This is a genomic window from Brevundimonas sp. VNH65, from assembly GCF_049445955.1.
Taxonomy (GTDB): Bacteria; Pseudomonadota; Alphaproteobacteria; order Caulobacterales; family Caulobacteraceae; genus Brevundimonas.
The window spans coordinates 87,546-110,124 of the sequence record NZ_JBMSDX010000006.1; the positions used below are offsets into that span (position 1 = coordinate 87,546).

General features: G+C 65.7%; 23 protein-coding genes. 15 read left to right on the plus strand and 8 right to left on the minus strand.

Annotation, left to right across the window (positions count from 1 at the left end; all coding sequences use genetic code 11):
• Nucleotides 1-88: 88 nt before the first annotated feature.
• Nucleotides 89-364, plus strand: a complete 276-nt coding sequence (locus tag ACO2Q1_RS11090; protein WP_040349360.1) for a metal-sensitive transcriptional regulator — start codon at nucleotides 89-91, stop codon at nucleotides 362-364.
• A gap of 58 nt (nucleotides 365-422) precedes the next feature.
• The gene (locus ACO2Q1_RS11095; protein WP_292077770.1) at nucleotides 423-848 is read left to right on the plus strand and encodes a DUF305 domain-containing protein; all 426 of its coding nucleotides are present in this window, start codon (nucleotides 423-425) and stop codon (nucleotides 846-848) included.
• Between the two features lie 510 nt (nucleotides 849-1,358).
• Here the strand turns inward: ACO2Q1_RS11095 and ACO2Q1_RS11100 are convergent.
• A complete protein-coding gene (locus tag ACO2Q1_RS11100; RefSeq protein WP_423329528.1) occupies nucleotides 1,359-1,535 on the minus strand; it encodes a hypothetical protein in 177 nt (58 codons plus the stop codon).
• 132 nt (nucleotides 1,536-1,667) lie between these two features.
• On the opposite strand from ACO2Q1_RS11100, the gene ACO2Q1_RS11105 reads away from it, so the two are divergent.
• The 6 genes from ACO2Q1_RS11105 (at nucleotide 1,668) to ACO2Q1_RS11130 (ending at nucleotide 8,961) form a co-directional block, all read left to right on the plus strand.
• The gene (locus ACO2Q1_RS11105) at nucleotides 1,668-2,237 is read left to right on the plus strand and encodes a hypothetical protein (protein ID WP_423329529.1); all 570 of its coding nucleotides are present in this window, start codon (nucleotides 1,668-1,670) and stop codon (nucleotides 2,235-2,237) included.
• Between the two features lie 67 nt (nucleotides 2,238-2,304).
• On the plus strand, nucleotides 2,305-2,781 hold the full coding sequence (locus ACO2Q1_RS11110; protein ID WP_423329530.1) for a hypothetical protein: 477 nt from the start codon (nucleotides 2,305-2,307) through the stop codon (nucleotides 2,779-2,781).
• 68 nt (nucleotides 2,782-2,849) lie between these two features.
• Entirely contained in the window at nucleotides 2,850-4,166 is a 1,317-nt protein-coding gene (locus tag ACO2Q1_RS11115) for an outer membrane beta-barrel protein (RefSeq protein WP_423329531.1), read from the plus strand.
• A gap of 70 nt (nucleotides 4,167-4,236) precedes the next feature.
• Nucleotides 4,237-6,450: a polysaccharide biosynthesis tyrosine autokinase gene (locus ACO2Q1_RS11120; protein ID WP_423329532.1), complete on the plus strand. Its 2,214-nt coding sequence runs from the start codon at nucleotides 4,237-4,239 to the stop codon at nucleotides 6,448-6,450.
• A gap of 103 nt (nucleotides 6,451-6,553) precedes the next feature.
• Complete coding sequence (locus ACO2Q1_RS11125; RefSeq protein ID WP_423329533.1) at nucleotides 6,554-7,831, plus strand: O-antigen ligase family protein; 1,278 nt, start codon at nucleotides 6,554-6,556, stop codon at nucleotides 7,829-7,831.
• The gene (locus ACO2Q1_RS11130) at nucleotides 7,828-8,961 is read left to right on the plus strand and encodes a cell wall hydrolase (protein ID WP_423329534.1); all 1,134 of its coding nucleotides are present in this window, start codon (nucleotides 7,828-7,830) and stop codon (nucleotides 8,959-8,961) included. The genes ACO2Q1_RS11125 and ACO2Q1_RS11130 overlap by 4 nt, the downstream gene beginning before the upstream one ends.
• Before the next feature lie 9 nt (nucleotides 8,962-8,970).
• Here the strand turns inward: ACO2Q1_RS11130 and ACO2Q1_RS11135 are convergent, their stop codons facing one another.
• From ACO2Q1_RS11135 to ACO2Q1_RS11145, 3 genes are all read right to left on the minus strand, one after another.
• Nucleotides 8,971-9,657 carry a sugar transferase gene (locus ACO2Q1_RS11135; RefSeq protein ID WP_423329535.1) on the minus strand — a complete coding sequence of 229 codons (687 nt, stop codon included), beginning with the start codon at nucleotides 9,655-9,657 and terminating at the stop codon, nucleotides 8,971-8,973.
• Between the two features lie 194 nt (nucleotides 9,658-9,851).
• The gene (locus tag ACO2Q1_RS11140) at nucleotides 9,852-10,664 is read right to left on the minus strand and encodes a metallophosphoesterase family protein (RefSeq protein WP_423329536.1); all 813 of its coding nucleotides are present in this window, start codon (nucleotides 10,662-10,664) and stop codon (nucleotides 9,852-9,854) included.
• Nucleotides 10,665-10,685: 21 nt separating this feature from the next.
• Nucleotides 10,686-11,261 (minus strand): polysaccharide biosynthesis/export family protein, encoded by a 576-nt coding sequence (locus ACO2Q1_RS11145; RefSeq protein WP_423329537.1) that lies wholly within the window; start codon nucleotides 11,259-11,261, stop codon nucleotides 10,686-10,688.
• Nucleotides 11,262-11,418: 157 nt separating this feature from the next.
• Here ACO2Q1_RS11145 and ACO2Q1_RS11150 point away from each other — a divergent pair, with 157 nt between their 5' ends.
• On the plus strand, nucleotides 11,419-12,390 hold the full coding sequence (locus ACO2Q1_RS11150) for a hypothetical protein (RefSeq protein ID WP_423329538.1): 972 nt from the start codon (nucleotides 11,419-11,421) through the stop codon (nucleotides 12,388-12,390).
• A 9-nt stretch (nucleotides 12,391-12,399) separates the two neighbouring features.
• On the opposite strand, the gene ACO2Q1_RS11155 is transcribed toward ACO2Q1_RS11150, so the two are convergent.
• Entirely contained in the window at nucleotides 12,400-12,795 is a 396-nt protein-coding gene (locus tag ACO2Q1_RS11155) for a hypothetical protein (protein WP_423329539.1), read from the minus strand.
• A 199-nt stretch (nucleotides 12,796-12,994) separates the two neighbouring features.
• Here ACO2Q1_RS11155 and ACO2Q1_RS11160 point away from each other — a divergent pair, with 199 nt between their 5' ends.
• Nucleotides 12,995-13,942: a transglutaminase-like cysteine peptidase gene (locus ACO2Q1_RS11160; protein WP_423329540.1), complete on the plus strand. Its 948-nt coding sequence runs from the start codon at nucleotides 12,995-12,997 to the stop codon at nucleotides 13,940-13,942.
• Here ACO2Q1_RS11160 and galE read toward each other — a convergent pair.
• From galE to ACO2Q1_RS11175, 3 genes are all read right to left on the minus strand, one after another.
• Nucleotides 13,939-14,925 (minus strand): UDP-glucose 4-epimerase GalE, encoded by a 987-nt coding sequence (galE, locus tag ACO2Q1_RS11165; RefSeq protein WP_423329541.1) that lies wholly within the window; start codon nucleotides 14,923-14,925, stop codon nucleotides 13,939-13,941. The two genes, ACO2Q1_RS11160 and galE, sit on opposite strands and share 4 nt — an antisense overlap.
• A gap of 13 nt (nucleotides 14,926-14,938) precedes the next feature.
• The gene (locus ACO2Q1_RS11170) at nucleotides 14,939-17,161 is read right to left on the minus strand and encodes an AGE family epimerase/isomerase (protein ID WP_423329542.1); all 2,223 of its coding nucleotides are present in this window, start codon (nucleotides 17,159-17,161) and stop codon (nucleotides 14,939-14,941) included.
• A gap of 102 nt (nucleotides 17,162-17,263) precedes the next feature.
• Entirely contained in the window at nucleotides 17,264-18,049 is a 786-nt protein-coding gene (locus tag ACO2Q1_RS11175; RefSeq protein WP_423329543.1) for a crotonase/enoyl-CoA hydratase family protein, read from the minus strand.
• Between the two features lie 119 nt (nucleotides 18,050-18,168).
• Here ACO2Q1_RS11175 and ACO2Q1_RS11180 point away from each other — a divergent pair, with 119 nt between their 5' ends.
• The 5 genes from ACO2Q1_RS11180 (at nucleotide 18,169) to ACO2Q1_RS11200 (ending at nucleotide 22,566) form a co-directional block, all read left to right on the plus strand.
• Nucleotides 18,169-18,858, plus strand: coding sequence for a hypothetical protein (locus tag ACO2Q1_RS11180; protein WP_423329544.1), 690 nt, complete (start codon nucleotides 18,169-18,171; stop codon nucleotides 18,856-18,858).
• A gap of 125 nt (nucleotides 18,859-18,983) precedes the next feature.
• The gene (locus tag ACO2Q1_RS11185) at nucleotides 18,984-20,813 is read left to right on the plus strand and encodes an aminopeptidase P family protein (protein ID WP_423329545.1); all 1,830 of its coding nucleotides are present in this window, start codon (nucleotides 18,984-18,986) and stop codon (nucleotides 20,811-20,813) included.
• 48 nt (nucleotides 20,814-20,861) lie between these two features.
• On the plus strand, nucleotides 20,862-21,119 hold the full coding sequence (locus ACO2Q1_RS11190; protein WP_423329546.1) for a type II toxin-antitoxin system VapB family antitoxin: 258 nt from the start codon (nucleotides 20,862-20,864) through the stop codon (nucleotides 21,117-21,119).
• A complete protein-coding gene (locus ACO2Q1_RS11195) occupies nucleotides 21,116-21,517 on the plus strand; it encodes a type II toxin-antitoxin system VapC family toxin (RefSeq protein ID WP_423329547.1) in 402 nt (133 codons plus the stop codon). The genes ACO2Q1_RS11190 and ACO2Q1_RS11195 overlap by 4 nt, the downstream gene beginning before the upstream one ends.
• 62 nt (nucleotides 21,518-21,579) lie before the next feature.
• Nucleotides 21,580-22,566, plus strand: a complete 987-nt coding sequence (locus tag ACO2Q1_RS11200) for an aldo/keto reductase (protein WP_423329548.1) — start codon at nucleotides 21,580-21,582, stop codon at nucleotides 22,564-22,566.
• The last annotated feature ends 13 nt before the right edge of the window (nucleotides 22,567-22,579 follow it).

Genomic DNA, 22,579 nt, shown 5'->3' on the forward strand with positions numbered 1-22,579 from the left:
TGACCGAAGGGCTCACATATACCCATGGGGGGGTATATCGCAAGATACCCGTCTGGGGTATATGGGGGTGCTCAGGAGGACAGGCCGCATGCAAACCGACACGAAACCCAAAGTCCTCAACAGGCTCAGTCGGATCGAAGGCCAGGTGCGGGGAATCTCCCGCATGGTTGAAGATGACCGGTATTGCGTCGACTTGCTGACGCAACTTCAGGCCGTTCGAGCCGCGCTCCATCGCGTGGAGACCGAAGTGCTACGGGATCACCTCGACCACTGCGTCATGGGCGCCATGACCGGCGACGATCCCGAGGATCGCAAGGCCAAGGCCGGCGAGCTGATCGAGCTCTTGGCGCGGGCCGGACGGTAGGGTCGGCGGAACGAATGGGCCCTCCTGGTCGCTAACGTCGGGACCCCAAGGAGCCGTCATGAAACGCATCAGCCTCGTCCTCGCCGCCTGCGCCTTGGCTACGGCCTGTTCCCCGCAAGCCGAAGAGCCCGCCGTAGCCACGCCTGAGGCCGCCGCAGCGGCAGACGCCCATGGCGGAATGGAGGGCGGCATGGCTGCGCCTGCGCCCGGCGACTCCGTCGCCACCCAAGGCTACAAGGCCTCGATGAACACGATGATGGAGGCGATGCCCGCCTTCACCGGGGACGCCGACATCGACTTCATGAAGCAGATGCGAGGTCACCACGTCGCCGCCGTCTCGGTGGCCCGTGTGGAGCTCGCGCAAGGCAAGGACGCCCAAGCGCGGGACCTGGCCCAGGAGGTGATCACGGCGCAGGAGCGCGAAATCACCCTGATCGACGCCTGGCTCGCCCAGAAGGGAGCGTCGGCGGCTCCCGCCGCCTGATCGCGAGATCAGCGCACCGCGTCCGACGACCAACGATGTGCGTAATCCGCCATCTGTCGTCCTCGTGGCGAAAGACCGATCGGCCAGTCCCGCCGTCCTCGAAAATCAGGACGCCGTCGGCCGCAAAGCCAGTGCGGCGTTTGCATCCCGGTCGTCGCGCGCGGCATGACACGCGTCGACGACGCTTGTCGCTATCGCCATACGATCGAGCCGGTAAGCTCGACGACGACCGTGCGGATGAGATACAGTGTACGTCCAAGTGATGGTGCACAGTGGCAAGGCGAACCGAACTCGTTGCATTGCAGCTCAGTGCTCAGAGAGTCCGATAGACCGCAAAAGATGACGAATTCACGCAGATGTTATTGCTTAGAATTTTCTGAATGTTTTCAGAATACTTCCCGTCTGTCGGTTGTTCAATCGGTCCGCCGGTTGATAAGCGAGAAAAAACCCCAAGCCGATCAGCGGCTTGGGGTAATTTGTGTAATCGAGTGGGAGTGATGTCGTCGCCGATCACCTCAATATCAGCGCGGCAAGCCCCGCCCAGGCTCCGAGGCTGAAGGCCAGGCCCAGACCGTAGCCGATCACGCGAAAGGTGCGGGGAGGCGGCGTGCCGGGCATCTCTGCAGGCGGCGCCAGGTCATGGGGGCTCTGAGTGTTCCGGGCGATGCTTTCGATGGATCGGCTCATGGTTCCACTATGGCAGGCGCCGCTTAACATCCCGTCTTCGCAACTGGTGTTAGCGAAGAAACGCTGTTTTAGTTTCAGGTGCGGCGCGATGTGGGTGGCGTCCAGGACCGGTGCTTGGTCGGCGGGGATAGGATGTCGTTGCTCAAAGGGTGTGTCGGCCTGATCGGCGCCGTAGGTGTCGCCGCTGGAGTCGGAGCCATTTCAGCTTTCCTCGCTCCCCATCCGAACCATCCTTTGGCGAAGCTTGGATTCGGACTTGAGGAAATTGCGGCCGCAGCGGCCCGGACCGGTGAATCCCGAGCCAGCGGGATCAATCGTCGTCTGCTTGACGCCACGCCGGGGTCCAGTCGGGCCTGGAACCGCCAGGCCTGGCTGGAAGGGCGGACCAGCGTTTCACCGGCCGCTGTTGAGGCCCTGCGCCGCTCCTATGGGGTGTCGCCGTTCGGTCCTACCGACAGCGTCTGGCGACTGACCTATGCCTATAATCGCTGGGATGCCCTGCCGCAGGATTTGCGTTATCGGGCGCGTGTCGAGCACCGATTGCACGTGCGAACCCACGGCCGCAGCGGCGTGCGCCCGGGTGAGATCGCCAATCCCGCCGGACGTCTGGCCGCGCGAATGAACCAGCGTCGGCAGCCACACGGCGGCAGGGGCCAGCGTGGCGGCGATGTCACGCATTTTGCGATGCAACAAAAAAGATAACGACGACGTCTTTACAACGCCGTTCTTCGGAGGCTTCCTTGCCCGGTCGTTAACGATGGGGGCGGGTATGGCGAAGCGACCAATTTCTGCGCTGGCGATCAGCGTGGTTCTAACTGGGTTTCTGACGGTCGTCGCGCCGGCGGCCGCGACGGTGGTGTCGGTGGCGGTCAGCCAGCCCGATCCGGTGTCTTTGCTGGCGTCACAGATCGCGACCATCTTGCAGAACGCGGATCTGGATGCTGCCGGCAAGGCGGACCAGGTCGCCCTGGCGATCGAAGCCTCCGAGCTCACAGATGAACAGGTCCAGGCCGCCCTGAATTCACCGACGGTCGCGGCGGCCGCGCCGGCGGGGACAGCGGCCGCCGCGGCCCTGGCTCAAGTAAAGGCGGCTGCGAGCGGCGAGGGCGGCCCGGCCTCGGGAGGAGCGGGGAGCGGCGGCGCCGGCGGGTCGAGCGGCGGTCCCGGAGGCGGTCTGCCGAGCGGCGGATCGACGGGCGGCGGCGCAGGCGGCGGAGGCGGCTACAGCGGGCCTCCGACCAACTGACGTCGAAGCCGCCAGTCGGCATTTGGACACTTTGACATCGGTCCGCATGCGCGGACGAGGGGTGGGGCATGGGCAGGCGAACGGTCAGCGTCTATTGCGCATTGGGCTCGGTGTTCGGCTCGGTCATGGCGGTCGTGCCGGTCGAGGCCCAGACCACGGGCGGCAGCCTGCGCCAGGCTCAGGATGCGACAACTGACCTGTTCGCCCGGGACCGGTCTGTTTCAGTCCGGGCGCGGCCGCGACCGGAATACGAGGCGATGGGCCTGTCGCTCGGAGCCTTCGGCGTATTTCCGAAGGTTGAGGTGGGGCTGGAGCGCAACGACAACATCTACGCTGTGTCCACCGGCGAGGTCGGGGATTCGATCTGGCGCGTGAGGCCGGAGGTTTCCGTGGTGTCCAACTGGCCGCGACACAGCATCTCGGCCTACGCCCGGGCGAGCGTGAATCGCTATCAGGACTATGGGTCGGAGGACAGCGAGGACTGGAGCCTCGGCGGGTCCGGCGTGCTGGATTTCGCTGGCCGCACGACAGTGTCGTTCGGCGGCGACCACCTGAGCGCCGCCGAGCCTCGGTCATCGTCCAGCACGCCACGCGCCGCTGTTGAGCCGATCGAATATGCGGTGACTTCGGCCTATGCGGCGGCGGCGCGCACCGGTGGCAGGATGCGCCTGTCCGGTCGTGCGGACTGGCGCAGCCTAGACTACGACGACGGCCGGGATGCGACGGGCGCCGTCATTCAGCAGGACGACCGCGACCGCCGGATCGTCAGCGGACTGGTGCGTTCGGATGTGGCGATCAGCCCCGCGACGGCGGTCTTCGTCCAGGCCAGCGCCAATTCGCGCGACTACGATCTGCCGTCGTCTGTTGGATATGCGGCGCGGGATTCTGCGGGATATGAGCTGCTGGCGGGCGTCAATTTCGAGGTCGGGGCCGTGGCGCGGGGCGAGGTGGCCGCAGGCTATATCTCCCAGGCGTTCGACGACGGGGCCTATGGCGACGTCGACGGATTCGGGGCCAGGGGGCTGCTGGAATGGTTCCCGACCCAGCTGACCACCGTGACCCTCAGCGCGGCGCGCACCATCGAGGACTCGGCCATTGCGGGATCAGGAGGTTATCTCTCGACGACCGCCAGCCTTCAGATCGATCACGAACTCCTGCGCAACCTCATCGTCTTCGTGTCCGCGAACCTCGCCTCGGATGACTATGAGGGCATCGACCGGACCGACGAACGTAAGTCCGCCAGCATCGGGGCGACCTATTTCGTGAACCGGCGTGTCGGTCTCAGCGTCACCGCCGGCGCCTTTGACCAGTCGTCTGAGGGAGCGGCGGCTGGCCCTCGTTTCGATCAGAACCGCCTGATGCTGTCTCTGGTGACCCAGTTCTGAAAGGGCGCGTGCTTTGCTCAGAGTGCTCATGCCCCGATCATCGGAAGGCCGGGACGGTCCGGAATCGTCAATGATGGACGCCGAAGTCGAGGGCTGGCCGGGTGTCGAACGGTTGGATCCGCAGAAGCTGATCGCCGCGTTTCGACGTCGGCTCAAACTGTTCGTGGCGATCCTGCTGCTGGCGGTGACAGCGGCGATCCTGGTCACGGCGCGCGCCACGCCGCTGTTCACGGCCACGGCCAATGTGACGATCAACACGCGCCAGTCCACCGTCGTCGATTCCCAGGCGGTGCTGTCGGGTCTGACGGCCGATTCCAGCGTGGTGGACACCGAGGTCGAAATCCTGAAGTCCCGTCACCTCACCGAGCGTGTCGTGGACGGCCTCAAGCTCGAGAACGACCCGGAGTTCAACTCCGACCTAGTCCAGCCAGGGCCGCTGCAAATGACCTTGGGCGGCGTCGCCGCCCTGTTCGGCGCTCGCCCGGATACGGCGTCTGCGCGTCTCGACGCCGTAGCTCGGCAGCGGAACAAGGAGGCGGTCGTCGAGGCGGTGCGCGCCCGCCTCGGCATCCGCCGTGTCGGCCTGACCTATGTGATGAATGTCTCCTTCGCGTCAGAGAACCCGGCCAAGGCGGCGCGCATCGCCAACGCCTATGTCGAGCGATATCTGCTGGAGCAGCTCGAGACCAAGTTCGATGCGACGCGCCAGGCCAATGAATGGCTGAACGTCAGGCTGGGCGAGCTTCGAGGCGAGGTTCAGGCGGCCGAGGCGGCCGTGGCCCAATATCAATCGGCCAACAATCTGCTCAGCGCGTCGGGGGCCACCCTGACCGAGCAGGAGATATCGGCCTACAATCAGCAGCTCGCCACCGTTCGCGCCCAGCAGGCGGAAGCAGAAGCGCGTTTGCGCACGGCCCGGAGCCAGTTGGCGCGCGGGTCGACCGGCGATGATGTCGGCGAAGCCCTGGGATCCCAGGTGGTCCAGCAACTGCGGCAGCAACGTGCGGAGGTGTCGCGGCGCGTGGCTGACCTGACGCAACGATATGGCCCGCGGCATCCGGACATGCTGCGCGCCCAGCGCGAACTGGCCGATATCGACGGCCAGATCCAGGCCGAGATTCAGCGGCTGGTGTCGAACCTGGAGGCTCAGGCCCAGGTGGCTCGCGAGCGGACCGCCTCGATGGCGGGCAGTCTGGGAACCGCACGCGGAACCCTGGCCGCCAATAACGCCGCCAGCGTGCGGTTGAACGAGTTGCAGCGCAACGCCGAGTCCGTGAGGACGCTGTACCAGAGCTTCCTGACCCGGTTTCAGGAAACCAGTTCGCAGGAGGGGCTGGAGCAGTCCGATGCGCGGATCGTATCGCGGGCGGCCATTCCCAATGCGCCGTCCTCGCCCAACATCCCGCTCAACCTCGCCCTGGGGCTGATTTTGGGTCTCGGTCTGGGTCTGGCCGCCGTGGTTCTGGCGGAGATGCTGGACTCGGGACTGATGACCGGAGAAGAGGTGGAGCGTCGTCTGGGTCTGCCGCACCTGGGCGCGGTGCCGAGCCTGTCCTCGGTCGCGGCGGCGGCCGAGCGCGAGGAGGCGCCGGCCGACTATGTTCTGAAGCGTCCGCTGTCTGCCTTCGCCGAAGCGGTGCGGGCCCTTCGGACCTCCATCCTCTATTCCCGGACCGGTCAGGCCGTGAAGGTGGTGGCCGTCACCTCGGCCCTGCCCGGCGAAGGCAAGAGCACCACCTGTCTCACCCTCGCGCGCGTTTCGGCCCAGTCCGGCGCCCGGGTGCTGGTCGTCGATTGCGATCTGCGTCGGCGCAATCTGAACCGCATGCTGGGCTTTGAACCGGAAACGGGCCTGCTTGAGGTGCTCAACGGCAAGGTCGCCCTGGAGCAGGTGGTGCATCTGGACGAGGCCTCCGGCGCCCACGTCCTGCCCCTTGCGCGCAACAGCTTCACCCCCAAGGATGTGTTCGGGTCCAAGGCCATGGATCAACTGATCGCGGATCTGGCGGCGCGGTATGATCTGGTTCTGCTCGACACCGCCCCGACGCTGGCGGTGGCGGACACGCGCATCCTGGCGGCCCGATCCGACGCCGTGATCTTTCTGGCGCGCTGGCGCAAGACGCCGGAGAAGGCGATCCAGCAGTCGTTGCGCTTGCTGGAACAGGCGGGGGCCCATGTCGCGGGTGTCGCCCTGACCCAGGTCGATATGAACGCCCAGGCGCGCTACGGCTACGGCGACGCGGGCTTCTACTACGCCGACTACAAGAAATACTACGCCACCTGAGCGGCGCGCCTTGGCCTGGAACCCGGGAACGTCATCGTCAATCGCCATGACGCGACATGGTCGTCATGGAGGCGAGCGAGCATCGCTGGCCGGTTGGCTGGCCTTGGCGATCGCGCCGGTGGTGATCACAGGCGGTCATTTCGTGGTCGGCGGCGGGACGAACATTCAGTCGGCAGTCCTGGTCTTGGCGCTTGCGGGGATATTGTTGATCCGGACGCTGCGGCCCGACGCGCGCGAGGCGCTGGAATCGGTCCCCGCACTTTGGAGCATGGGCCTGCTGTTCGGCGGCGTGATGATCCTGGCGGGTCTATCCTTGACGTCCTGGGCGCCGGGCGGACCGCATCCGATCTGGGCGATGACCGGGTCGGATGTCCGCGCGGGCACCCTGAACCGGTTCCAGACGACGATGGAGATGATCAAGCTGACCGGACTGGCTTGCGCCTTCCTGCTCGGTATTTTGCAAGGATGGCGGCCGGATCACGCTCGTCGAACGGTTCATCTGATCCTGACGATCGGGGCGGTCTATGCCATGGCGGCGATCCTCATGCTGGGCACGGGAACGCAGGCACTTGTCACGCCGCGCCTGACCGGCGGGTTCCTGTCGCCGAACAGTGCGGCGACGGTGTTCGGAGTGCTGACTGTGATCGGGACCGGGGTCGGGTTGAGGCAATGGCGACGTTCAGGTGGGGCGGGGTGGCGGGAGTCCCTGGCGACGGTCGGGCCGATCGGCGCCGCCCTGGCCTTGTTCGCGACCTGTTTGCTCCTGACCGGCTCGCGCGCCGGACTGGCGGCGACTGTGGGGGCGATGTTGATCTTGCTGGCGTGGCAGACCGCAACGGCCACAAGACGCACGTCGGCATTGTGGCTTGCTGTCGCGGTCTTCGCGGTGTTGGCGTTTTCAGCCATTGGCGGGTGGGGCCAGGTTCTCGGCGACCGCCTTGGATCGATCGGCGTCGACGCCGAGGTTCGGCGGGGGATCATGAGCGCCCACTGGCGCGCCTTTCTCGACGCGCCAGGGTTCGGCCACGGTCTGGGGTCGTTCCGCGAACTGAATGCGATGGCGATGACCGAGGCGACTTACGCGGATCTCTGGCCGATCCGGAGCGCCCACAACGTCTATCTGCAATGGCTGGAAGAAGCCGGATTGGCGGGCTCGGCCGCCATGTTCTCTCTGATCGGCCTCGTGATCTGGATCGGTCTGCGTCGAGCCGCGAGCGCGCGACGAGGCACAGAATTGGCCAGGGGCCTGGTCGCGGCCAACGTCGTCGTCCTGTTGCACGGCATGACCGACTATGCGCTGCAAGAGCCGTCGATCGCGGCGCTTTGGGCGTTCCTGCTTGGGCTGCAGGTCGCGTGGGGCGCAGAAGGCGCGCGGACATGAGCCGTCTGCCCGAAGAGCGGTCCCGGTCCCCCGTCCTCGTCTGGGCCCGGAGATGGGGCCGCCGTATCGCCCAAACCCCCTACCTTGCGCCGGTCGCCATGAGTGGAGCGGCCCTGGGCGTGGCGAGCTTGGCCGCCACGACGATTCTGGCCCAACAGCAAAAGGTTCGGCAGGCGATCGCGGCGCCGACGCCCATTGCGACCATGGATGACGATCTTGTCGGGCCGCAAAGCCTGTCCGCTGAAGCTTTCGTTCTGAGCGCCGAGACGTTGCAGGACGTCTCGGTCGCGGGCGCCAAGGCGTTCAACGCAAGCCTGCCTGTTTCAACTGCCCCGCTCCAGTCGGCCGCTCCGTTCGTGATCTCTTCTGACGACGTCGTCCACTACACACGCGCGCTCGATTGCCTCACGGCCGCTGTCTATTACGAGGCGGCGTCGGAAAGCCTCAACGGGCAACGCGCGGTCGCCCAGGTGGTGCTCAATCGCGTTCGCCATCCGGCCTATCCTCGAACGATCTGTGGCGTGGTGTTTCAGGGGGCGGAGCGCGCGACGGGCTGTCAGTTCACCTTCAGTTGCGATGGAGCCCTGGCGCGACGACCGACGCGCGATGGCTGGGCGCGCGCGCGTGCGGTCGCCGGCGCCGCCCTGAACGGCGCCGTGGTCGCCCAGGTGGGTATGGCCACCCACTATCATACCGACTGGGTCGCGCCTTACTGGGCCCCGAAGCTCACCAAACTGGGTCAGGTCGGCGCACACATCTTCTACCGCTGGCCGGGGGCCTGGGGGTTGAAGTCGGCCTTCACAGGCCGTTACGCCGGGGTCGAGGTCGAGCCAGTAAAAATGGCGACTCTGGCGACCGGAATATCGCTGGACGAGGCGCCCGCGATCATCGTCGAGGCGCCGCTGTTGACGGCGGTGTTTCCACAGCCGGTCATCGCGCCGGTCGCTGAGCCGACATCAGGTCCGGAGGTTACAGTTGCCCCGAGCGACGTCGCCGCTTTGCCGCCGTTGTCCCCCTCGCCGCCGCTAACGACGGCCGAGCGTCGGCCGGCGACGCCGTCGAACCCGCTGCAACCGCCTCAGCCTCAGTCTACGCGTCGCCCCAGGTTGCCGACGCCGAGCTCATGGTGACGCCGCGCCTCAATAGGCGTTGGTGCGCTTCAGCAGGAGGGGTACGGTTTCAGCGATGATGGCCAGGTCACGACGGAACGACCAGTTCCTTGCGTAGTCTGCATCAGCGGTCGCGCGTCTCGCCATGCAGTCCAGCGATCGAATTTCGCCTCTCAGTCCCTGGATCTGAGCGAAGCCCGTCAGACCGGGGCGAACCGCGAACCGCTGGCCGTAGTGGGGCACCAGCGACCCGTAGCGGTTGTCGTGCGCCAGAGCGTGAGGGCGAGGGCCCACGATCGACATGTCGCCGCGCAGCACGTTCAGAAGCTGGGGCAGCTCGTCCAGACTGGTGCGACGCAGCAGGGCGCCCAGCGGCGTCACTCGGCTGTCATTGCGGACTGCATGGGCGATGACGTCGCCGTCCTCGACCACCGTCATGGAGCGGAACTTCAGGATGAAGAAGATCTGTCCGTCCTTCCCCGTGCGACGCTGCCGAAACAGGACGGGACCGGACGAAGTGGCGGCCACAAGGACGGCGATCAGTAAAAGGAGAGGAGCGAAAACGATCAGGACGGCAGCAGCGCAGATAATGTCGAACGCGCGCTTCAGCGCCGACGACAGTCGTCGTCTGGACGGCGCGGCCCGCGCCGGACAAAGCGGCGCAAGGGTGCGCGCGGGAAACAGGATCGTCGTGTCTGCAACTCGCCCATCGAACATGTCGATAACCCCCTTCGGCGTATGCTTAACGACGATTTAAGAGCGTTGTTATGTTGCGCTGCAAGAAGATTCTGGGCTGCGCCGATCTGCCATGCCGCCTCGTGGCCGATGGGTCACGGTGAATCGCTCTAGCGTTGAACGCCTGCGAGCGAGATCGCCAATGACGCGTGCGGTTGCCGCGGCTCAATCCGCCGTCAGGCCCGCTTCACTGCGACCTTGCCGCCGACGACGCGGACCTGCAGCGCGGCGCGGTCGGCGTCCTGAAATCTCATCGCGCTGAGGACGCCGGTGGCATAGGCGCCGGTATCCAGACCGATGCGCCGGTGATCTGCGTGCAACTCCGGCGTCGGGGTATGGCCATGGACAATGATCCGTTCGAACCGCTCCTCCGCCCCGAGGAATTCCTGGCGTATCCACAGCAGGTCCTCGGGGGATTGGCGCTGAAGGGGAACGCCTGGTCGCGCGCCGGCATGACAGAAGAAATAGTCGCCAGACTCAAAGCTGAGTTCGAGCCGATCCAGAAAGGCGCGATGCACGGCGGGAAGGGCGGCAGACAGGGCGATGGAAGCCTCCCGCCATGAGGCGGCGTCCTCACGGAAGGTCGGCGCCGCCACGCCATAGGCATTGAGAGTGGCCCGACCGCCGTGTTCGCACCAGATCGGGCCGGCGTCCGGTCGATGTAGAAACCTGTCGAGGAAGGCCTCGTGGTTTCCACGCAGCAGCCGCACCTCCAGGTCCGATCGTAACTGAGCCCGGATCAGCAGGTCGATCACCCCGGGCGAATCAGGACCGCGATCCACATAGTCGCCAAGACCGACAATGACGCGTCGCTCGGCGTCGCAACGCTCGAGATCGGACATGATCGCGGCCAGTAGGGGCCCCAGAAGATCGGACCTGCCGTGGACGTCGCCGAAGGCCCAGACGACGGTGTCGGGAGCGGTTCGCGGCGCCGCAGATGGCCTAGGCGCTTCGGCACGCCGTCGGATCAATGAACGAAGCATCGCCATATCGGCTTCGGGGTCGGCGTCTCAGAAAAATCGCTCGCCAATCCGGATCGTATCCCCGGGAGCGACCTGGATGGCGGTGGTCAGCGGGTAGGGCTGTTCGGCATTGGAGTCGGCGCGTTTGATGAACACCCGACGTGTGTCGGCCCGATAGGTGAAGCCTTCGGCGGTGGCCACGGCGTTCACCACCGTGAGGGCAGAGGTGTAGGGGTACTCGCCGGGCTTCTTCACTTCGCCGAGGATGTAGAAGGGGCGATAGTTGAGCACCTCGACGCTGACCCGGGGCTCGTTGATATAACCCTCGGCGAGGGCCCGGCTGACCCGATCCTGGAACTCCGGCAATGAAAGACCTGTCGCCTGGATTTCTCCTATGAGCGGCATGGACACCTGGCCGGACCCATTCACCAGAAACTCGCCGCTCAGCGCCTCCTCCCCGAAAACGGTGATCCTCAGCTTGTCAGCTGCCCCCAGCCGATAGATCGGCGCCTGGCGGACCGGATCGGCCATCTGCGCGATGGGCGAGGGCTCCGGCGCGGTTGCACAGGCCGCGGAAGCCAGCAGAGCCAGGCTGATCAGCACAAAGCGCCAGGTGGAGGCCATGGCACGCTCCCGAACCGGTTAACGAACGGCGACACTCTAACTGACGCAATGCAGCATAACAAACCGTCTGACGGGATCACTGTCCAGAAGGCGAAGGGTTTCGCCGTGCAGCGCGAAAGCCATTGCATCAGACGCGTCTGCGCCGGATAGACAGAGCATGAACGCTGCGGAACCCAGGGTGCGAGCCGACGCCGTCCTTCGGGATCAATTCAAGGCCTATTTCCGCCGTCGCCCCATAGCCGAACTGCGGCTCGACCTGCAGATACTCGAAAAGGCGGCGCATCGCGCGGATCTGAGCCCGGCCGGCTGCGAACTGGCCAGCTCCGAGATCCGGGCGGCGATCGAGGGTGCTCGACCCTTCTCTCTGGTGCGCATCGGCGATGGAGAGGGAAACGTCCTGGCGGCCGACGATCCCGATTTTCCAGAATTGTCGCGATCCTGCGCCGGCGAGATCATGCGCATGATGTTCGGTTACGGCGCCATCCTCCCGACATCCGTGATGCGCGTGCGTCAGGGGCTGATCGAGGCCATCCAGGAAGCCGACATTCTGGGCGTTTCAGATAGTCACCGCCTTGATCTGATGGAAGCGCGCCTCGCTCAACCGGAAACCATTTCGGACCTTCGTGGTCTGCATGGCTCTGCGGAGTCGATCGTCAGGGTCAAGAACATCCTGCTTGCGGCGAGGGACAACCGGGTGCTCGCCGTGACCAACCACATCCACCGGTTCCTGGCGTCTGATTATGCGACGATCCTGTCCGAGCTGGACTACATCGCCTATGTCGCGCCCTATGATCTGGACGCGGCCCTTTCGCGTAGGTTCGGCGCACCTCAGGTCATCGGATTCCGCATTCCCAACCAGGCGTCGAATTGGATTGGCGTCGCAGATCGATGGTATGGATCAAGGTTCGAGCAGCTGATCCAGGATATGCGTGTTCCCGAAGGACGCGGGGTGTTCCTGGTCGGCGCCGGCCTGCTCGGCAAGGCCATATGCACTGCGGTCAAACGCAAGGGCGGCGTGGCCCTCGACATCGGCAGCATGATCGACGTGTGGGCCGGTCACAGCGTGCGTCGCTATCATGACGAGGCGTTTCTGAGACAGCACGCGCTCGTCGCGAACGTGACCGCATGATGAGCTTATTCAGGCGTCGCTGACCTGCATCAACTGGCGACGAAGGATGGCCAGTTCTTCGTTCCTCTCGATCGCGATCCGTCTGAGAATGTCGTTCTCGAATTCCAGACGCGGGGCGCGCGGTTCGATATCGATTCCGCCTGCCTGAACCCGGCCCGAGCCCTGCTGGCGATGGTTCAGGTCGGTCGCCAGACCCATCGCCATATCCAGATCGGCGCGAAGTTCGGCGACGTCACGTTCCGCTCTCGCCATATCGGCGGCGTGCTCGGCGTCCCTCGCCGCCATCATCCGCTGCAGAAGGGCGAGTTCGCGATAGCGGTCTTCCAGCGAAGCTCGCAACTGGTCCAGCATGACCTCGGCGGCGAGATCCGAGATTGCGACATTGTCGGTCAAGTGCTTCGCCATCGTCTGGTCCCGGTCGTCGCCACTCTCGCTGCTCGTCATCTAGCGACCTACGACGAAGTTTGTCCATGCGGCGAATGGTTCACGCGGCGTACACCATTAACTCGCGATAACCAACTGCTTTATATAAGAAATAATCTAGTTTGTAAGCGCGACCTTATGCGTCGTCCCCGATCATGCGCCCAGGCACGAGGGCGTCGCGATGGGACCGGCCAAATCTCGAACGGTTCTCCTTCTGGGCGCGACCATCGCGACGGTCAGCCTGGGAGCGGGCGTTGCGACGGCGCAGGACGCAGACAGCCGGGCGCCTGCCATGGTCCTGGGCGACGAAACGCATGCGCCGCCCGGGTTTCTCGACATGTGCCGACGATCGCCCCAGGACTGCAGTCCCCGGCGGCTGACGGCCGAGCAGAGCGCTGACGCCTCGCGCGCGTATGCGCGACTCTACTGGCGAGCAGTGTTCGCGCGACCGGTCGAAGCGCCGGCTGCGGCGGCGGACCTTGTTCGCAGTCTGCCGGGCACTGCGAAAATCGACGTCGACACGAACCTCGTCGAAATGGGGCGGACGGCCGGACCTGATCAGGCGGAGCCTGAAGATCCTGCCAAAGCGGCGACGCGACCTGCGGTCATCGACGCCCTGCCTTCATCCGTGGTGCGCCTGTTTCAAGCTTACGCGATCGAGGTCACGAAGCCGATGCCGCCGCACGATTCCGCTTCGGCCGGGACGGCGACCGAGCCGGCGCCGCAGGTCACCCTGGACACGGCCACATGGGCGACCCTCAATGGCGTCAATCGGCGACTTAACCGCAGCATTCGCCATACGCCGGACGCCGTTCAGTTCGGCAAGGAAGATCACTGGGCCGAACCCACAGGGCGAAAGCCTAAGGGCGACTGCGAGGACTACGTCCTGGCCAAGCGGCGGGAGCTGATCGAAGCGGGGATTTCCCCAGACGCCCTGTCCATCGCCCTGGTCCGCACGCCTTGGGACGAGCTTCACGCCGTCCTGCTGGTGAATTCGGATCGCGGCGAGATGGTGATGGACAATCTGTCGCCATGGATCACGCGATGGGATCGCACCCAATATGAGTGGCTGGAGCGCCAGACGCCGGGCCAACCGCTGCGCTGGACGCGGGTGATTTCCCCGACCTAGTCGGCCGTCTGTTCAAGCCCTGAATGCCAGCGCCAGGCGGACTGAACGATGTCGCCCAGATTCCGACTGGGACGCCATCCGAGGACGTCACATGCACGGCGGTTGTCGGCGACGAGTGAGGGAGCGTCTCCCTCGCGGCGCGGCGCCGCCTCGGCGATGAATGGACGTCCTGTCACGCGGCGCACTTCGGCGATCAGTTCCTTGACCGTGACGCCCGTCCCCGTGCCGAGGTTGAAGACCGCGCTCTCACCGCCGCTCAGCAGATAGCGCAGCGCCCGGACGTGGGCGTCCGCCAGGTCGCTGACGTGGACATAGTCGCGGACGGCGGTGCCGTCGCGGGTGTCGTAGTCGTCGCCGAACACGCGGAACGCCGACCGCTGTCCGAGCACCGTCTGCAGGGCGAGGGGTATGGCGTGGGTTTCCGGATCATGCCGCTCGCCAATGCGCCCCTCTTCGTCGGCCCCCGCCGCGTTGAAGTAGCGAAGGCAGACCGAGCGAAACCCCGCATAGATCGAATAGTCGGCGAGGGCCTGTTCAATCATCAGTTTGGAGCGGCCGTAGGGGTTGAGCGGCGCTTGGGGATGATCTTCATCCATCGGCAGGCGGACCGGCGCGCCGTAGGTGGCGCAGGTCGAGGAGAAGACCATCTGGTCCACCCCTCCGCGACGGGCCGCCTCGATCAGGCTGATCGCGCCGCCGACATTGTTGTCATAGAACCGGCCGGGCTCACGGACCGACTCCCCAACTTCGATCAGGGCGGCGAAATGCAGGACTGCGACAGGGCGATGGCGCGCGATGACCTCGTCTAGCCGATTGCCATCGCGGATATCGCCTTCCTCGAGCGGCCCCCAGAGGACATGGTCGGCATGGCCGTTGCTGAGATTGTCGTAGACGACCGGCAGGAAACCGGCCTCGGCGAGCGCCAGGCAGGTATGAGAGCCCACATAGCCCGCGCCGCCGGTGACCAGGATCGGCTTGGACATCGCGGGGTCTTTCTCAGCTCAGGCGGAAGGGGGCGGGGTCCAGCCCGACCTGCGCGGCGCTGGCCTGAAGCTGAAGCTGGGCTCCGAGAATGTGATAGAGCGAACTGGCCGGCGCCGGCTCGTCGATGAATTGGCCGTCGTCCAGCAGCTTGTCCCGCCACAGCCCTTCCGGCGTCAGATAGCGCCAGATGGCGCGCTGGGCGGCGGCGGCGTCCTCGAGCAAGGCGGTCCGATCGCTGTCCTGGGCTGTCTCGGCGAGGATCAGCGCGGCCTTCATCCACTCGGTCTGGGGCCAGAGGCGGGCGCGCCGGCTGCGGACCGAGCCATTGTCGTTCAGGGCGTCGAGCGCGACCTGCCGGCGCGGACCCACGCCTTGGCGACCGAAGGCGTAAAGACGCCTGGCGTCGGCGATGACCTCAGGGGCGCCGCGGGAGCGTGCATAACGCGTGAGCAGCCAGGCCCATTCGAACTGGTGGCCCGGTTCGATCAGCCGGCCGTCGTCGCCGGGCGCCAGCGACCAGTCGGCGTTGAAGAATTCCCGGAGGAATCCGCCCTCCCGGTCGATGAAGTGCGACCGGGCGAGGGAGACGATGCGATCCGCGAGGCGGGCCCATTCCTTGTCGCCGCCGGCTTCTTCCCAGGCCAGGCAGGCCTCGAGCAGATGCATGTGGGCGTTGGACTGATGCGGATGCGGGCCCTGTTCCACCAGGCCGCCGTCGGCGGGGGCATGCGCCAGAAGGGCGTTCCTGACCGCCGCTGCGGCCGCCTCGTGATCGCCGGCGAGTCCGGCCTGCTGAACTGACGCCCGCGCCAGGATGTGGAAGGCCTGGTCGTACAGCATGGCCGTTCCGTCCAGGGGCCTGGCGGTTTCGTCGAGCAGGGCGCGCATCAGACCGTCCGGGCGCAGATAACGGCCTTCCAGGAAGGAAAGGCCGTCATCGACTACGCGACGCCAGCAACCGCTCCAGCCATGGCGGCCGGCCTCGGCGAAGACGTATATTTGTCGTGCCTGCACCCTCGCCCTGCGGGGAGCGGCGATGACTCTGCCCTCCAGAGAAAGCAGTTGAGCGAACGGGCCGCCAAGACCCTGGCCGACAGCACTCCACAGGGGTAGAGCTCTCAGTCGCAGCCAGTCAGAAAATCTTGATCCGCCTTGCTGAAGTCCTTGCACGGGAGGCTGTGGGAAGTCCAAATGTTGAGGCGAGGCGGCCCGAAGGCGTTCAACAATCTTCTTGACTTCCTGGCTACGGTTCATGTCGCAAACGAGGACGGCATCCCTTTCGGCGATGATCGCCAAATTCCGGACACCGATCGCCGCAACCACCACCCCGTCCGATGCGCGAGCCATACAGTTCTCGACATCTTCAAATACGAACGCGCCGAGATCGCCCTCGCCGGTTTTGGCGACGGCATCCCACGAGCCAAGATCGGACCATTCGAAGTCGACAGGCAGCACAGACGCGCGCGAAGTTTTCTCCATGACCGCATAGTCGATCGAAATTTTTGGAGCATTTGAGAAAACAGGCAGAAGGGTCTCTGGATCGACAGCATCTCGCCCTCCTGTCGTCGGAGGTAGCGCAGCCGTTGCGGCAATTGCGACGGCGGGGGCCTGGGCTTCCAGCTCTTCAAGCAATATCGCCGCAGAAACGATAAAGTTTCCGCTGTTCCATAAGTATCCGTTGGCTATGTACCGCTCGGCGGTCTTGGCATCCGGCTTCTCAACAAAAGCCTTCACAGGCGATAGCCGATCCGCGCGTTCGGCGGCGATATATCCATAAGCGGAAGAAGGCTCTGTGGGCCTGACGCCCAGCGTTACGACTTGACCTGATCGAGCCGCGTCTGCTGCTTCGCGTGCCGCCAAACGAAACGCTTCTTGGTCGGGAATGTGGTGGTCCGAGGCGACGAAAACATTGATGCCTTCCGGATCGGCGCGATAGGTCCAGGCTGCGGCCGCCGCCATCGCGGCAGCAGAGTCTCGCGCTTCCGGCTCGAGCAGCACCTGGGCTTCCAGCCCAAGCTCGCTCAACTGATCAAGGATCGCTGCGCGATGAGCCGCTCCACCGACAACGATCAATCGACCTCCATTGAGCGCAAGCGGCGCTACACGAAGGGCGGTGTCCTGGAAAAGCGAGCGATTGCCAGACAGCGGCATGAACTGTTTCGGTCGCGAAGGGCGTGACGCTGGCCAAAGCCGAGTGCCCGCACCGCCACACATGATTACTGGATAGAGGCCCATGGCGGCTATCTTGCAGATTGTTGGGATGAGCAAAACATTCTTCGGCCAGCCAGTGACACATTTGATAGAATGCCGTTACTGGAATGCCGCGTCGATCGGGTGTCAGTCGATAAATTCGGCGGGTCGTTTCGATAGATTTGCGCTGACGGCCTCCATCTGGTTGGGCGATCCGATCAGAGCGCCCTGCTCGCGGCTTTCGGCCGTCAGGATGCGTTCGACGCTCTGCTCAGCTTCGAGATTCGCCAGCCGCTTCGCCGCCCGCACGGCCTGTGGATTGCGCCCGGCGATGGTTACGGCCAGGTCCAGCGCGTCGGCGAGCGGTTCCTCGGACAGACGGGTGACGAAGCCCAGCCCGATCGCCTCGACGCCATCGAACTCACGGTGGGTGTAGGTCAGTTCGCGCAGCACGTCGTCACGCACCAGGCCACGCCACAGGGCGAACCCGGCCATGTCGGGAACGATGCCCCACTTCATCTCCATGATCGACAGCCTGAGATCGGGACGGGCGAGGCGGATGTCCGCTCCTGACAGAATCTGGAGGCCGCCGCCGAACGCCACCCCGTGCGCCGCCGCGATCACCGGGACGGGCAGGGCGCGCCAACCCCAGGCGACCTGCTGGAACAGATTGGCCGGGCCGTGGGTGCGGGCCATGATGTCGAAATCGTTGGCGGCCAGCCCGGCCATCGACTGCATGTCCAGTCCGGCGCAGAATCCTCGACCCTCGCCAGACAGGACCACGGCCCGCAGGCCAGGCGTGGTCGACAGCTGATCGATGACGGCGGCGATCGCGTCGATCATCGTCGAATCGAGGGCGTTGATCTTGTCGGGCCGGTTCAGCCGCACATCGGCGACGCCGTCGTTGAGGCTGAGGGTCACGCGGTCGGTCATGGCGTTGCTCCGAAGTCGCCTGTTGGTACGGGCCGGCGCGCCGGGAGGAAAGCGGTAAGGTTCGGAAAGTCGTCGGGCGTCGGCGCCTTGCTTAGGATGGCGGCGAACCCGGAGGTCTCATGCCTGTCGCCCTCTTCCTCGCCCTGTCTCTGCAAACCCCGATCCCCGCCGATGTGCGGTTGGAGACGTTCAAGACCCTGTGCGTGCCGGATCGTCGCGACATGGCGGCGACGTCGGCGCGTCTGGCGGCGGCCGGCTGGGTACGCGCCGAAGAGACCGACCATCCGGAACTGGCCGCCAGCGTCGCCATCGGAAGGGCCGAGGCGAACGATCCCGAGTTCCCCATGGAGATGGAGCAGGAGATCTGGAAGGATCCCGGCGGACCGGCGGGCAGATATGTCATCGTCAACAAGGTCAGCGCCGTGATCGGCGAAGACGAGGACAGCGACGGCGACGGCGTTCTGCAGTCCTGGGAGAAGGCCGACGATCTGGTCTTTCTGGGATGCGGCCTGTGGGATTTCGACGCGACGGAGGGCGTGCACCCTGGCCTGATGACGGCCTGGACCACCCAGACGGCTGCCCAGAGCATCGAGCTTCCGGGACAGATGATCGGCGGAACCTGGAACGTCTACCACTTCATGCCGGGGACGGCCGACGTGAAGATCGGCTTCATTCCCGACGAAAGCCCGTGGGTCGCGCGCACCGGCTTCAGCGGCGCGATGATCACCATGACCTCCGCGCCGGAAGAAGAGGTCGAGGACAGGGAAGAGGCTGCGTCGGCGACGGACGCTGGACCCCAAGGGGACTGAAGACGCCGGTCAGTCCTACCGCTTCCCGGTCGAAGGCGGGCTATCGGCCAGGGCTCGCCGACGACGACGTGGCCTCGCCACGATCCGCCCTTGAGCCTGGGTTCGACCCGGCCTAATCGCTTCCCATGCGCCAATCCTTCGACGAAACCACCGATCCGTCCTTCGGGGCGAAGCATCTTCCGCTTGTGCGCGCCCGGATGGCAGAACAGGGGCTCGATGGCCTTCTGGTCCCGCATGAGGACGAATATCAGAACGAATATCTGCCCGAGGCCAATGAGCGGCTGGCCTGGGTGTCCGGCTTCACCGGCTCGGCCGGCGCGGGGGTCGTGCTGAAGGATCGCGCCGCCGTCTTCACCGACGGCCGCTACACGGTGCAGATCCACGCCCAGGTCGACGCCGACCAGTTTGAAATCCTCGACATCGTCGATCCCGGCGTTCCGGCGTGGCTGGAGACCGTGCCCGCCGGATCGGTGATCGGCTATGACGCCCGCCTGCACAGCCCGGACGCCCTGACCGGCTTGCGCCGTGCCGTGGAAAAGGCCGGGGCGACGCTGAAGCCCGTCTCGCCCAATCCGCTGGACCTTGCGTGGGGCGATGCCCGTCCGACGCAGCCCGCCGCGCCCATCGTTCCGCATCCGGTCGACTACACCGGGGAAGACGCCGCCGCCAAACGCGCCCGCATCGGTCAGGCTGTGGCCGACCTCGGGGCCGACGCCGCACTGCTGACCGCCCCGGCTTCTCTGGCCTGGCTGTTCAATATCCGGGGCGGGGACGTCATCCGCACCCCGCTGCCGCTGGGCCAGGCCATCCTCAATGCGGACGGCTCGGCGAAGCTGTTCCTGGACCCGGCCAAGATCGCCAACGAACTGCCCGGCTGGCTCGGCGACGCCGTTGAGCTGGCTGATCCCGACGCCATTGACGCCGCGATCCACGCCCTGTCCGGCCGCACGGTCGTCGTCGATCCCGCACAGTCGGCCGCCGTCTGGTTCGACGCCCTGGAGGCGGCCGGAGCGAAGATCGTCCGCGCCATGGACCCCTGCGCCCTGCCGCGCGCGACCAAGAACGCCGTCGAGATCGAGGGCAGCCGTCGCACCCACATCCGCGACGGCGCCGCCCTGACCCGCTTCCTGCATTGGGTCCAGACCACGGCCGAACGGACCCTTCCGGACGAACGTGAGATCGCCGAGGCCCTGGAGCGGTTCCGAGAAGCCACGGGCGAACTGAAGGACCTCAGCTTCGACACCATCTCCGGCGCCGGCCCGAACGGGGCCCTGCCGCACTACAAGCCGGTCGGCGCAAAGATCCGTCGGATCGAGACCGGCGTCCTCCTGCTCGTCGATGGCGGCGGCCAGTATCTGGACGGTACGACCGACGTCACCCGGACCGTGGCGATCGGCCACGCGACTGACGATCAGCGGCGCATGTTCACCCTGGTGCTGAAGGCGCACATCGCCATGGCGACGGTCCGTTTCCCGGCGGGGACGACCGGGCATCAGCTTGACGCGGTCTGCCGTGCGCCGATGTGGGCGGCGGGCCTCGACTACGACCACGGCACGGGCCACGGCGTCGGCTCCTACCTCGGCGTCCACGAAGGCCCGGCGCGCATCGCCAAGGCGGTCAACACCCAGCCGCTCCTGCCCGGCATGATCCTTTCCAACGAGCCCGGCTATTACCGCGAGGGCGCGTGGGGCATCCGCATCGAAACCCTCCAGGTCGTCACGCCGGCTCAGCCCGTTCCGGGCGGCGAACGCCCTATGCACGGCTTCGAGCAACTGACCTTCGCGCCGCACGATCGCCGCCTGATCGACGTCGATTTGCTGACGCCCGACGAACGCGCCTATGTCGACGCCTATCATGCCGAGACCCTCGCCAAGATCGGGCCGTTGCTGGCGGGGGGTGTCCAGGCGGATCCTGCGGCTCTGGCATGGCTGCAGGCCGCCTGCGGCCCGCTTTGAATTCCCAGTTTTGAGACGCCGGATGGCTATGGTAGAAATGCGTCTACCATGCTGAACATCAAGAACCCGCGCGCGCATGAGTTGGCCGTTGAAGTGGCGTCGGTCACGGGCGAAAGCCTGACGGATGCGGTCATCCATGCCCTGGAAGAGCGCAAGGCGCGGTTGCAGATTGCGTCGAACGACATCGACATGGCGAAGGTCGAAGCCATCCTCGGCGAACTGAAGACCCGCCTGCCAAAATCGTTCTTTGAGGAAGAGGATCCCAGCGCCTTCCTCTATGACCCGGTTACCGGCCTGCCCGCGTGATCGTGGACACCTCGGCCATCGTCGCGATCGTGAGAGGCGAACCGGAGCAGATGGCATTTTTGGTGCGGCTGAGCCAGGCTCGATCCGCAGGCGAGCCAGCCCGGATGTCTGCCGCGACGCTGACAGAGCTCACGATCGTGATCGACAGGTTCAAAGATGCGCGGGCGTCCGAACTTCTGGACGCCTTGCTCGCTGAACTGCGACTGGAAATCGTACCGGTAGGACAGAACCTGGCCGACCATGCCCGGGCGGCGAACCGTCGCTTTGGCAAAGGCTTCCATCCCGCGCGCCTGAACTTCGGGGACTGTTTCGCCTACGCCCTGGCCAAGGCGACCGAGGAAGCCCTTCTGTTCAAAGGCGACGACTTTGGTCGGACGGATGTGATTTCGGCTCTGTGAACCTTGCATGCGGTCGGATCGACACCGACCTGAGCCTCTCCAGCCCGACACGGAGCCTCCCCATGAAGATGCGCAAACTCGGCCGGAACGGCCCCCAGGTCTCGGCCATCGGCCTCGGTTGCATGGGGATGAGCGCCTTCTATGGCGCGCATGATGACGCCCAGTCCGCTGCCGTGATTCATCGCGCGCTCGACCTCGGCGTCACCCTGTTCGACACCGCCGAGATGTACGGCCCCCTCACCAACGAGATCCTGCTGGGCCAGGCGCTCAAGGACCGTCGCGACCGAGCCTTCATCGCCACAAAATTCGGCATCCGGTACAACGAGGATCGGTCCGCGCTGTTGGTCGATGGCTCTCCGGCCAATGTTCGGCGGTCGATCGAGGGCAGTCTGCAGCGTCTGGGCGTCGATCACGTCGATCTCTACTATCTGCACCGGGTCGATCCCGACACGCCCATCGAAGAGACGGTCGGGGCTATGGCGGATCTGGTCAGCGAGGGGAAGGTCCGGTTCCTCGGCCTGTCCGAGGCCGCGCCCGACACCCTGCGCCGGGCCCATGCGACGCATCCGATCACGGCGTTGCAGACCGAATATTCGCTGTGGTCGCGCGAGCCGGAGGACGAACTGTTCGATCTGTGCCGCGAACTGGGCATCGGCTTCGTGCCGTACAGCCCGCTGGGGCGCGGCTTCCTGTCGGGCGACATCCGCTCGATCGACGACTTGGCCGACGACGACTTCCGCCGGTTCAACCCGCGTTTCCAGGGCGAGAACTTCCAGAAGAACCTCGATCTGGTCGAGGCGGTGAAGACGCTCGCCGCCGACCGTGGCGTCACGGCCGCCCAACTGGCCCTGGCCTGGGTGCTGGCGCAGGGCGATGACCTGGTGCCGATCCCGGGCACGCGGCGGATCGCCACGCTGGAGCAGAACGTGGCCGCCGCAGACCTGGTTCTGAGGGCTGATGACCTGGCGGCGATCGAGGCCGTATTCCCGCGCGGCGCCGCCTCGGGCCACCGCTACCATGCCGCCGCCCGGGACGCCCTCAATCGCTGAGGATCAAGCCGGC

What these genes read in the sequence shown, in the direction of transcription:
- ACO2Q1_RS11190 (WP_423329546.1), top strand. Translation starts at nt 20,862, where the DNA reads ATGCTGAACATCAAGAACCCGCGCGCGCATGAGTTGGCCGTTGAAGTG.
- ACO2Q1_RS11200 (WP_423329548.1), top strand. Translation starts at nt 21,580, where the DNA reads ATGAAGATGCGCAAACTCGGCCGGAACGGCCCCCAGGTCTCGGCCATC.
- ACO2Q1_RS11105 (WP_423329529.1), top strand. Translation starts at nt 1,668, where the DNA reads ATGTCGTTGCTCAAAGGGTGTGTCGGCCTGATCGGCGCCGTAGGTGTC.
- ACO2Q1_RS11170 (WP_423329542.1), bottom strand. Translation starts at nt 17,161, where the DNA reads ATGGGCCTCTATCCAGTAATCATGTGTGGCGGTGCGGGCACTCGGCTT.
- ACO2Q1_RS11115 (WP_423329531.1), top strand. Translation starts at nt 2,850, where the DNA reads ATGGGCAGGCGAACGGTCAGCGTCTATTGCGCATTGGGCTCGGTGTTC.
- ACO2Q1_RS11145 (WP_423329537.1), bottom strand. Translation starts at nt 11,261, where the DNA reads ATGGCCTCCACCTGGCGCTTTGTGCTGATCAGCCTGGCTCTGCTGGCT.
- ACO2Q1_RS11175 (WP_423329543.1), bottom strand. Translation starts at nt 18,049, where the DNA reads ATGACCGACCGCGTGACCCTCAGCCTCAACGACGGCGTCGCCGATGTG.
- galE (WP_423329541.1), bottom strand. Translation starts at nt 14,925, where the DNA reads ATGTCCAAGCCGATCCTGGTCACCGGCGGCGCGGGCTATGTGGGCTCT.
- ACO2Q1_RS11140 (WP_423329536.1), bottom strand. Translation starts at nt 10,664, where the DNA reads ATGGCGATGCTTCGTTCATTGATCCGACGGCGTGCCGAAGCGCCTAGG.
- ACO2Q1_RS11185 (WP_423329545.1), top strand. Translation starts at nt 18,984, where the DNA reads ATGCGCCAATCCTTCGACGAAACCACCGATCCGTCCTTCGGGGCGAAG.
- ACO2Q1_RS11155 (WP_423329539.1), bottom strand. Translation starts at nt 12,795, where the DNA reads ATGGCGAAGCACTTGACCGACAATGTCGCAATCTCGGATCTCGCCGCC.
- ACO2Q1_RS11150 (WP_423329538.1), top strand. Translation starts at nt 11,419, where the DNA reads ATGAACGCTGCGGAACCCAGGGTGCGAGCCGACGCCGTCCTTCGGGAT.
- ACO2Q1_RS11130 (WP_423329534.1), top strand. Translation starts at nt 7,828, where the DNA reads ATGAGCCGTCTGCCCGAAGAGCGGTCCCGGTCCCCCGTCCTCGTCTGG.
- ACO2Q1_RS11100 (WP_423329528.1), bottom strand. Translation starts at nt 1,535, where the DNA reads ATGAGCCGATCCATCGAAAGCATCGCCCGGAACACTCAGAGCCCCCAT.
- ACO2Q1_RS11110 (WP_423329530.1), top strand. Translation starts at nt 2,305, where the DNA reads ATGGCGAAGCGACCAATTTCTGCGCTGGCGATCAGCGTGGTTCTAACT.
- ACO2Q1_RS11135 (WP_423329535.1), bottom strand. Translation starts at nt 9,657, where the DNA reads ATGTTCGATGGGCGAGTTGCAGACACGACGATCCTGTTTCCCGCGCGC.
- ACO2Q1_RS11095 (WP_292077770.1), top strand. Translation starts at nt 423, where the DNA reads ATGAAACGCATCAGCCTCGTCCTCGCCGCCTGCGCCTTGGCTACGGCC.
- ACO2Q1_RS11120 (WP_423329532.1), top strand. Translation starts at nt 4,237, where the DNA reads ATGATGGACGCCGAAGTCGAGGGCTGGCCGGGTGTCGAACGGTTGGAT.
- ACO2Q1_RS11090 (WP_040349360.1), top strand. Translation starts at nt 89, where the DNA reads ATGCAAACCGACACGAAACCCAAAGTCCTCAACAGGCTCAGTCGGATC.
- ACO2Q1_RS11180 (WP_423329544.1), top strand. Translation starts at nt 18,169, where the DNA reads ATGCCTGTCGCCCTCTTCCTCGCCCTGTCTCTGCAAACCCCGATCCCC.
- ACO2Q1_RS11160 (WP_423329540.1), top strand. Translation starts at nt 12,995, where the DNA reads ATGGGACCGGCCAAATCTCGAACGGTTCTCCTTCTGGGCGCGACCATC.